General features: G+C 45.2%; 9 protein-coding genes and 1 pseudogene. 6 read left to right on the forward strand and 4 right to left on the reverse strand.

What is annotated here, in order from left to right; all coding sequences use genetic code 11:
- Positions 1 to 76: 76 nt before the first annotated feature.
- Positions 77 to 829, reverse strand: a complete 753-nt coding sequence (locus RID09_RS26535; RefSeq protein ID WP_446338916.1) for a DUF4230 domain-containing protein — start codon at positions 827 to 829, stop codon at positions 77 to 79.
- Between the two features lie 944 nt (positions 830 to 1,773).
- Here RID09_RS26535 and RID09_RS26540 point away from each other — a divergent pair.
- Positions 1,774 to 2,799 (forward strand): hypothetical protein, encoded by a 1,026-nt coding sequence (locus RID09_RS26540; RefSeq protein WP_446338917.1) that lies wholly within the window; start codon positions 1,774 to 1,776, stop codon positions 2,797 to 2,799.
- Between the two features lie 101 nt (positions 2,800 to 2,900).
- On the opposite strand, the pseudogene RID09_RS26545 reads toward RID09_RS26540, so the two are convergent.
- Positions 2,901 to 3,089: pseudogene (locus RID09_RS26545) on the reverse strand (SWIM zinc finger family protein); the annotation flags it as partial.
- Positions 3,090 to 3,281: 192 nt separating this feature from the next.
- Here RID09_RS26545 and RID09_RS26550 point away from each other — a divergent pair.
- Positions 3,282 to 3,770, forward strand: coding sequence for a hypothetical protein (locus RID09_RS26550; protein WP_446338918.1), 489 nt, complete (start codon positions 3,282 to 3,284; stop codon positions 3,768 to 3,770).
- A gap of 259 nt (positions 3,771 to 4,029) precedes the next feature.
- Here RID09_RS26550 and RID09_RS26555 read toward each other — a convergent pair whose 3' ends face one another.
- Positions 4,030 to 4,296 (reverse strand): Precorrin-3B methylase, encoded by a 267-nt coding sequence (locus RID09_RS26555; protein WP_446338919.1) that lies wholly within the window; start codon positions 4,294 to 4,296, stop codon positions 4,030 to 4,032.
- A 78-nt stretch (positions 4,297 to 4,374) separates the two neighbouring features.
- Here RID09_RS26555 and RID09_RS26560 point away from each other — a divergent pair, with 78 nt between their 5' ends.
- Positions 4,375 to 4,878, forward strand: coding sequence for a leucine-rich repeat domain-containing protein (locus RID09_RS26560; RefSeq protein ID WP_446338920.1), 504 nt, complete (start codon positions 4,375 to 4,377; stop codon positions 4,876 to 4,878).
- Between the two features lie 68 nt (positions 4,879 to 4,946).
- Here RID09_RS26560 and RID09_RS26565 read toward each other — a convergent pair whose 3' ends face one another.
- Positions 4,947 to 5,663, reverse strand: a complete 717-nt coding sequence (locus RID09_RS26565; RefSeq protein WP_446338921.1) for a response regulator — start codon at positions 5,661 to 5,663, stop codon at positions 4,947 to 4,949.
- Between the two features lie 337 nt (positions 5,664 to 6,000).
- Here RID09_RS26565 and RID09_RS26570 point away from each other — a divergent pair, with 337 nt between their 5' ends.
- From RID09_RS26570 to RID09_RS26580, 3 genes are all read left to right on the forward strand, one after another.
- A complete protein-coding gene (locus RID09_RS26570) occupies positions 6,001 to 6,426 on the forward strand; it encodes a DoxX family protein (protein ID WP_446338922.1) in 426 nt (141 codons plus the stop codon).
- Positions 6,427 to 6,553: 127 nt separating this feature from the next.
- Positions 6,554 to 8,386, forward strand: coding sequence for a protein kinase domain-containing protein (locus RID09_RS26575; protein WP_446338923.1), 1,833 nt, complete (start codon positions 6,554 to 6,556; stop codon positions 8,384 to 8,386).
- Between the two features lie 166 nt (positions 8,387 to 8,552).
- A partial coding sequence (locus RID09_RS26580) for an alpha-hydroxy acid oxidase (protein ID WP_446338924.1) occupies positions 8,553 to 9,479 on the forward strand: 927 nt, incomplete at its 3' end.

A 9,479-nucleotide genomic window follows, 5' to 3' on the forward strand; every position in this document is an offset into this window, starting at 1 on the left:
ACTTCTGGAACAAAAAAATCTCCCCCATCTCCCCATTTCCCTTGTCTTTTCCACCCTTGAAGCCTCTGCACTCCCATTAAGGGGCTATCCCAGAATGAGCAGGCTGAGAGGCTAACGCCGCCGACTGACAAGTTCCAGGTATCGGGGATTGAGTGTTCACCTGCACCTGTTTATACCCTGCTGTTGTTAACAACTGACCTACGACGAGTTCGGCGCGTTCGTTGGCTTTTTCTAATACCCCTTGCTCACAAGCATTGAAGACAATTTTTTTCAAGGTTTCTTGTTGCGCCAACATCTGCAACTGGGGCGCCGTATCGGGTCCTAATCCCAAGAAGCCGCGATCGTAGTCATACACCTGAGACCGATTCACGTCAATTTTGCTATCTAAAATTTTGGGGGGTGGGAGTTGAAGTTGGAGCGTATCATTGACAATTTGCACATTTTCTGGTTTTAATTCTGCCAAATCGACACCAGCCCGCACCTCACCATAAGCAATATAAAGGAGTGTTGTTTCCGCGATCGCATAACCTGCCAAAGTCCGAGCTTGACGGCTAGGAACTACCGCCTCCATCGTAAAAACAGCCGTGGTCAAATCGCTAACCTCCCGCACCTGCTGGACAATCAAAGAGCGCACGTCAACTTCGGGTGCGGGTTGAGGGGCGTTAAACAGGGTAGTCACTTGCCCCAAAAAACGAGACCCAGTTCGCCATAACCCAATGCCAAAAATCAGGGCGACAACCACCGTAGCGCCTGTGGTCATCATCATCAGGTTTCTCAGTATCCCAAACGTATTGGGACTGAGCTGATATTTGTCAAACGGATTATTCATCGTAAATTGGGGTTGGTAAGGGGGCGAATGGAAACCCCTGTCATTTATGTATGGGGAGAAAGCAAGCCCTCTTACATAAACAGCAGTCCGACAGGACTTCCTCTTTTAAAGAATGTATCGGCTCCATTTCCCGTGTACACGACTGCAATTTAAGGTCAAAACCCTTATCGCCTTGGATTTACTTGCTCCGGTGACATCTTGCATTTGTATGCCAGCTTGGGCAATTACAAGCTCAAAGTTTTCAACCTGTACGCATAAGGGTTAGTTTTTGGGGTATGGTTGCCCCTAACTCCCATTGCTGGGGTGACGTTAGCCTCGCCAATGTTAACGGTCGGTACTTTCCAAGTGGCACTGGCTTAACCCTTGTACACCTGTTTAACCACTCGGTTCTAGAGCATGGGACTGGCGCAAGCATCCCAAGGTAGGAACTTTAACGCTTGCCGTTAACGTAGACCTCGTAGGTCTTAGGCTGGTCAGGTACGGGCTAAATTCCAAGCCCCCGGCTTATAGCCGTGGGGTTCCTGACGGCATTACTCCTTCAACCGGGCTGTCTGGGTGGCTCTAACTATAAGATTAGCGCTTTGCCAGAAGCCGGACTTTTTGATTAAATGTATCTGAGCGTACAAAAAATTCAGTCAAATCTCTCCTCTACTCCTCTATAACACTAATGCAGCAATCCACTCATCGACTCAAATTCCTCAAAAAGGTAACATAAACTAGAACTTGTGTACACGGGAAGGACGGATACCAATATAGCTTCTCAAGGTAAGTCCTGTCGCAGTGCTATTTATGTAAGGGGGCTTGCTTCCTCCCCATACATAAATGACACACTCCTACAATTGAATCAGGGCGGTTCTTGTTAAGCCGTTATTGGCTCTTCAGCTAGCGCTAGTGCCTAAAACCGCCCCGACAATTGATTTCTTTAGCCAGACAAGGTGTCACCCATGGGTTTCAAATTCGTCAAACCAGTTCAACGATTCCTGCTGAGTACAGCGTTACTTTCTTTGGGACTCTGGAGTTCCCCGGTATACGCTCAAGTCTCTGATGCTCAAGTTTCAGCGCTTGTGGAAGCCTTGCGACTAGCCGCACCGCAAACGGGGAGGGCAGATGATGGACTCTATAGTGACTGGCAAATTAAACCGGGTAACATTCCCCGATGGTCAAAGCAATGTACTGGACGGGAACTTTCACCTGCCGATTTTGAAGCCTCTCCCGTAACGGCGCGGGCTATTTTGGTTTGCGTGATGCGGGATGTGTTGAACGAACAGTATCGCGCCAGTAATAATAATGAGTCCGTGGCAATACAACGAACAGCCGCTTGGTGGATGACTGGGGATGGGAGTCAATATAATAGCGTTCCTCGAAACTCTTACACCTACACTTACATTCAGAATGTTCTGAAAAATTACCAACAGCAACGCCGCAATCCCCAGGCGCAAAACCCAGCGACTCCCGCCCAACCCACCACTACTCCCTCTGCAACAAAACCAGCATCGTCTTCGCAACGGACGGAAAATCAATCGTCAGCCGCCTCTCAACCTCAAGCCGCCGCCCCTTCCTCAGCTAATAACGCGATTTCTGATACTAAAGTCGCCGCTTTAGTGGAAGCACTACGACGGGCAGCACCGCAAACGGGAATAGAAAATGATGGACTTTACAGTGATTGGCAAATTAAACCAGAAAATATTCCCCGTTGGTCTAATCAATGTATTGGAGAGGAACTAACACCCGCCGATTTTGAAGCCTCTCCCGTAACGGCTCGTACTATTTTAGTTTGCGTGATGGGAGATGTGCTTAATGAACAGTATGAGGCGAGTGATAATAATGAGACAGTGGCGGTACAGCGGGCTGCGGCTTGGTGGATGACAGGTGATCCCCAGCAATATAATCAGGGTTCAACGGCGGCTTATACTCAACGAGTTTTAAATTTTTATCGGCAATCTTTATTGAATTCATTCCCACATTTGTAAGGAATAGGCATAGCGACTAAGATGGTCGCACGACTAGAGCGATCGCGTGTGAGATGATGAGCGTGGGAGAACAGGGAAATCCGGGAAAAACACCCCATTGTTCAGAAACTCTCTTTATTTTTAGTCCGCACTCGCTGATATACCTGTTCCATTGTCTCGATAAACGAACTATCCTTGTGCCAAAAAGCAGGAAAATCGCCGACTTTTTTAATCAAAATGGCGGTAATTTTGGCAGTTGAATCCAACTCACTGGTTGATGGTAATCGTTTCTCTCCCAACCAAAATTCCTTCTGACCGACCCGGAATTTTGACAGAGTGTTGAAAGCCTTATTCTACAGTTAATCCAGGTTGTATGAGCCTTTGGGCAATTGTGGTGAGAAATCCGGGTTTTTACCTTGTCTTTATATCATACAATTAAGCTGCTACGCAGCTTATCAGTTCTCCGAAAAAATCACATGATAAAAAAAATATTGATGATGACGATGTTCGCATTGACACCTTTGACAGCAGGTGATTCTCCAAAACTCCATTCTCATCCCGAATCACCCAGTTATATGTCCCAAGGAAGTGTTAATGCTCGAAGTTGCCACAGCAACACTTACTGGACAGATGATACGTCCAAAGTTGAGAAAGCAACAGAAGACTACCAAAACGCATCACTCAGTTACGCCTATCTCGTGAATAAAGGAGATGAGTTAAATCTCACTCCGTCTCAGTTAAACGCTTCAATCACAATGGCCAGAGCCAGAAAAGAAGAAGCGGAATTAGCTTTTATCAGAAGTATTGATTCAGCGATCGCTACTTTAAATCAGTTCCCGGCTGATTGCTACCCTCACGTAACTGTTACGATGACCGTTTTTGCCAACGGTTTTGACGACAGCGACGGACTCGTTGCGGGCGAAATACTTATATCGATTCCCGACAGCATTGAAATGCTTGAGCAGCATCGAAGGATGATCTTGAATCCGTAAGTGTTGACTTTTGTAAGTCAACACCTCGACTACAAAACAAGACATTCGTAGACAAAAAAAATAAATCGGCTGGCGGTTTGTTGCAACAGAGAATGAAAAATTCTGTTACAGCGTATTGCAAGTTCGTGAGGTACAGTATTTTTCTCCTGATCAATTAGTATCACTATAAGGATACAAAGAACCTGTTTCAATTTGACAAATCAGAAGTCACCTGAGTTCGATGTTTGAAGAGCAAGCTAGAACAAAATCCCCAAGGGTATTATTTTGAATTTCGTTTCGACTTGGGCGGTGTTCGGTGTGCGCCGAAGTATTTTTCACTGCGGTAGCGAAGCCACACTCGCAATACTTGGGGAATCTGTTCTTTTTGTTCTTTGGTCAGGGTATTATAAAGAGCTAAGGCGCGATCGCGTTCTCGGCGACAGGCAGCATTATTGTGAGCATCCCAGTAGCTACGGGCAACCCGAATCCGCCGACAGACTTCCTTGATCAGTGCTTTTCCCGTCAGGGGTTGTTTCTGTTTTGCCATACTTTAATCAGAATGCACTACTCTCAATCCTAACCTTTAGGATGAAAGCGTTTGCCCTTACTTGGGGGGCTGAATACCATGACATCCCCGAAAAGCTCTGTCAAAATAGAGCTATTCAGCATAGGGGATGGTATGACGCGGGAAGAGTTGCTGTCACTCATTAACCAGGCATCGAATGAGGGATGGAAAGAATTAGATTTATCAGGAAAAGGGCTAACAGAATTGCCTCCAGAGATTGGCAAGCTAACGCAACTTGAAACATTGATTTTGGGAACTTGGGCAAAAGAGAAAAAGGGTTCTCAAGGGCTGAAAGGCTACGAGTTGATAGGGCATCGACTTGTTCCCTTGATTTTGGGTAATCGCTTGAAGTCTTTGCCGCCTGAACTGGCAAATTTGGTCAACCTGCGGAAGCTGGACATAAGTGGGAACCCTTGGGAAAGAATTCCCGATGTGGTCACTCAACTACGGCATCTGGAGCAATTAACTCTAATTCGTACAGACCTTGATAAGATTCCCGAATCGATTAGTCAAGCCGTAGTGCGAGCGTCTCGCTCGCTATTTTGCCTGGTTTTGAACCGATAAAGGCTTAAACCCTTGCATTTCAATGTTTCTTTTATCGACGCAGTGAAGCATCTGTTCAGATTCTGACACTACATCAACCCAGAACGAATCGCCTGAACTGCTGATTGAGTGGAACCATCACCACGCAGTTTTTCTAAAACATTTCGGACATAAACTTGAACTATTTCCACTGGAATATCTAACCGTTTAGCAATCATGTCATTATCGTACCCCTCAATAATGAACTGCAAAACGGCTAACTCCTGTTCAGTCAAAGGACAAGCTGATATAAGTGGGCTGGACTCGCTAATAGAAGCCTGAATCGGTGCTGTTTCTTTGGCGGCTGCTATCTCAGGTTGAGCTTGGGTTAAACTGGCATGTTTTAGGACAGTTTTAGCGATTTCGGGATCGAGCCAAACATCGCCCCTATGCGTAAGTTTAATCGCCTTTAATAATTGATCTCGGTTAACCGTTTTCAGGCAATAAGAATTCGCCCCCGCTGCCAATGCAGCCATAACAGTTTCTTCATTTCCCTGTAGGGTTAATATTAAAATTTTTGTAGAATTATCTTGCTGATGCTCTTTAATATTTTGGAATCGTCGAGTTAACTCAATGCCATCCATATCAGGAAGTCCAATATCAACAATCCCAACATCCGGTTTAACCGTTTCCAGTAAAATTAACCCATCAGCACCGTTTGTCGCTTCACCAACCCATTCAATCTCATCACTCTGTTGCAAGGCTGTTCTAAAGCCCATCCGAGTTAGTTCATGGTCTTCAATCAAAACGACTCTAATTTTACTCATTATTAATCTTTAATATCAGGTTTGCCAATAATCAGATATTTTTTTCGCGTCGCCGAAGATTTGTGCTAATTATGTCCTAGGGTGTCTTTAAGCCGTCGTGCATTGAAATTAGGTTATACCCGGGAGCAAGATGTTTGTGCTTCGTCCATGCTTTGCTGTCCTCCCAAGGGGGATTTCACGGTTAGGGAATCGCTCATTGAAATGCATCTTAGCTTACCCCGAACCCAAAGCGCGATCGCAACCCCGGTAACTGCTACGCTTAAGCTAGGCGTATCTGGACTTCCAGAACCTTGTACCCTGAATAATAGGACATTCACCCGTCAACGCAGGAACTCCTATGCAAAAGTACCTCCCTTTAGTCGCTCGTATCTTCCTCTCTGCTATTTTTATCAAATCAGGGATTGGAAAAATTTTCGGTTTCGCTAGCACTCAACAGTATATGGCTGCTAGCGGAATTCCTTTGGCTGGTCTAGTTCTCATTCCTACTATTATTGTATTACTAGGAGGGGGACTCTCGGTTTTATTCGGATACAAAGCTCGTTGGGGAGCATTATTACTGATTGGTTTTTTAATTCCCGCTACCTTGATTTTTCACACTAATTTCCCTGAAGAAGAAATTGCCTTTTTCAAAAATTTAGGATTAATGGGAGGATTATTAATGGTTGTCGCTTTTGGTGCGGGTGCAATTAGTTTTGATGAACGCACAGAATCCTCAATGAACTCGGCGAAATCAAGGGATGATGTGATCAGAACAAACGGGTGAATACAAAGGGCGCACAGCCGTGCTACCTGACAGTAATAAAATCCGCTCGCACCCCAATAGTTGAAAGGGATCATTACCCTTCTACCTTTCTACCTTTTTACCCTTTTATCCTCCTACCCTTTTCCTCTTGAGCTACTGTATTAACCCAAACTGTCCAAAACCTAAAAACAAAACCGAGCAAAACTTATGCCAAACTTGCGGCACAAAACTGATAGTAGCAGAACGATATCGTCCGCTTCGGCTTTTGGGTACTGGGGGATTGGGTAGAACGCTGTTAGCCGAGGATGAATCCCAGCCATCAAACCCTTACTGTGCCATCAAACAGTTTTACCCCCAAGGACAAAACAATTCCCCAAAAGCTGCCCAATTATTTCACCAAGAAGCTGAACGATTAAAAGAATTAGGCAACCATCCCCAAATTCCGGAATTTTTAGCCTATTTTGATCAAAATAATTGTCAGTACATTGTCCAAGAATTTATCGATGGACAAAATCTAAATCAAGAGTTAGCAGAAGTAGGCGCATTTTCAGAGGGTCACATTCGCAGTCTGTTGAATGATTTACTCCCCGTACTGCAATTTATTCATCAGGGAAATGTTATTCATCGAGATATTAAGCCAGAGAATATTATTCGGCGTCGTCGCGATAGGAAATTAGTCCTCGTCGATTTTGGTGCGGCTAAGTATGCCACCTGGACGATTTTAGCTAAAACTGGCACAACAATTGGTTCTGCGGGATATGCGGCACCAGAACAGACGTTTGGTAAAGCTGTCTTTGCCAGCGATATCTATAGTTTGGGAGTTACCTGCATTCATTTGTTAACTCAGATGCAGCCGTTTGACTTATATGAACCTTTAGAAAATGGCTTTGTCTGGCGACAGTATTTAGTGAATAATCCCGTCAGTCAGAAACTTGCTGATATTCTGGATAAAATGATTCATCCTCTATTGAAGCAGCGGTATCATTCTGTTGAGGAAGTCCTCCAAGATTTCCGTCAATTGGGGATAATTCAGGCAATAATTCAATACCAAACTAATTATCCAAAACCTGAAATTAATGCCTCTTTTGTTCATACACTCCAAGGGCATTCTGGGGGAGTTGGCACTGTAGCCTTTAGCCCAGATAAAAAAAGTCTTGCTAGTGGTAGTGTCGATAAAACAATTAAGTTGTGGCAAGTGAGTATGGCATGGGAAATTCGTACTTTAGGGGGATGGTTTTCCGGACAACATACCCAGGATGTGAGTTGTCTGGCGTTTAGCCCTAATGGAAAATATCTAGTGAGTGGGAGTCGGGATACAACCCTGAAGTTATGGCGGGTACGAACCGGAAAAAAACTGGTTAGTGTCAAAAGTCATAACGGTGGAGTCTATTCAGTAGCATTTAGCCCCAATAAACCCCTATTGGCAAGTTGCGGTAGAGATAGCACAATTAGAATTTGGCAGAGTCGTAGGTTGACAACGCTACAGGTTTTATCAAGTCATTCCAGTGGGTTTAATTGTGTCGCATTTAGTCCCGATGGGCAAATCTTGGCGAGTGGGAGTTTGGATGGGACAATTGAACTGTGGCACGTTCCCCATTGGCAAAAGCTGGAGACTCTAGCGGGACATCTAAACTCAGTTGATGCGATCGCGTTTAGTCCTGATAGTATAACTTTAGCCAGTGGCAGTTCTGACGGGATGATTCGGTTGTGGGATATTCGTACCCTTACCCAGACTTCTATCATTAAGGGTAATTTACTCCAGGTGCGTTCTCTCGCCTTTAGTCCCGACGGGCGTCTCCTCGCCAGTTGCGGTGGCGATAACAGGATTAGGATTTGGGAGGTTGCGACTGGACAAGACTGTTGTATTCTCGAAGGACATACGGACACAGTTCAAGTTGTGGCATTTAGCCCCGATGGACAAACCTTGGCGAGTGGTAGTTGTGATAGAACGATTAAAATTTGGCGAGTATGGTTGTTGTAGGGGCGAAGCATTCTTGCCAAAAACTTACTCCGAAGAGGATAAATATTCTTCAAGAATGCTTCGCCCATCTCCCAGCCCCAAAATTACTGCGCCCATCTCCCAGCCCCAAAATTACCAAGGATTGAATATCGTTCCGGGTTTTCCCTGTTCCCTGTTCCCTCATTCTATGACTCAACCTATTAATCTTTTCGAGTACGAATCATTAGCTCATCAGCAGTTATCTCGAATGGCTGTAGATTATTACACCAGTGGCGCTTGGGATGAAGTAACGTTACGTGATAATCGTGCGGCGTTTGAGAAATTCAAACTTCGCCCCCGGATGTTGGTTGATGTGAGTCAGCGGGATTTAAGTACAACCGTTTTAGGTCAATCTCTCTCCCTACCGATTCTAATTGCACCGATGGCATTTCAATGTCTGGCACATCCAGAGGGGGAAATAGTGACAGCAAAAGCAGCGGCTAAAGTAGGATCAGCAATGGTGTTGAGTACCCTATCCACTCAACCTTTAGAAGAAGTCGCATTGGCATCAAAACAGGTGCAGTCAGAATCTCAGATAGATACTCATTCTCCATTATGGTTTCAACTCTATATGCATCGCGATCGCGCTTTGACTCAGAACTTAGTTGAACGGGCTCAAGCCGCAGGTTATAATGCCCTTTGTCTTACTGTAGATGCGCCTGTTTTAGGGTGTCGAGAAAAAGATAAGCGCAACCAGTTTACCCTACCTATGGGTATGGAATTGGCAAATTTAGCCCATCGAGATATTCCTGAAATCGTCGGCGAGTCGGGCTTATTCGCCTATTTTGTCCAGCAGCTTGACCCGGGGCTGACTTGGCAGGATTTGGACGGGTTGCAGTCCTTGACAAATTTACCAATTATTGTTAAAGGAATTTTAAGGGGTGATGATGCGCTGCGGGCAGTGGAACATGGGGCAAAGGCAGTGATTGTATCCAATCATGGGGGTAGGCAATTGGATGGTGCGATCGCGTCGATTGATGCTCTTGCTGAAGTTGTTGCGGCTGTCGGCGATAAGGTTGATGTGCTTATGGATGGAGGGATTCGCCGTGGCACAGATGTCCTCAAAGCCTTAGCA

This window comes from Coleofasciculus sp. G1-WW12-02, from assembly GCF_040219735.1.
Classification (GTDB): domain Bacteria; phylum Cyanobacteriota; class Cyanobacteriia; order Cyanobacteriales; family Coleofasciculaceae; genus Coleofasciculus.

Excerpts from the sequence above, each read along its gene's own strand:
- RID09_RS26535 (WP_446338916.1), bottom strand. The coding sequence starts at position 829 with ATGAATAATCCGTTTGACAAATATCAGCTCAGTCCCAATACGTTTGGG.
- RID09_RS26540 (WP_446338917.1), top strand. The coding sequence starts at position 1,774 with ATGGGTTTCAAATTCGTCAAACCAGTTCAACGATTCCTGCTGAGTACA.
- RID09_RS26550 (WP_446338918.1), top strand. The coding sequence starts at position 3,282 with ATGTTCGCATTGACACCTTTGACAGCAGGTGATTCTCCAAAACTCCAT.
- RID09_RS26555 (WP_446338919.1), bottom strand. The coding sequence starts at position 4,296 with ATGGCAAAACAGAAACAACCCCTGACGGGAAAAGCACTGATCAAGGAA.
- RID09_RS26560 (WP_446338920.1), top strand. The coding sequence starts at position 4,375 with ATGACATCCCCGAAAAGCTCTGTCAAAATAGAGCTATTCAGCATAGGG.
- RID09_RS26565 (WP_446338921.1), bottom strand. The coding sequence starts at position 5,663 with ATGAGTAAAATTAGAGTCGTTTTGATTGAAGACCATGAACTAACTCGG.
- RID09_RS26570 (WP_446338922.1), top strand. The coding sequence starts at position 6,001 with ATGCAAAAGTACCTCCCTTTAGTCGCTCGTATCTTCCTCTCTGCTATT.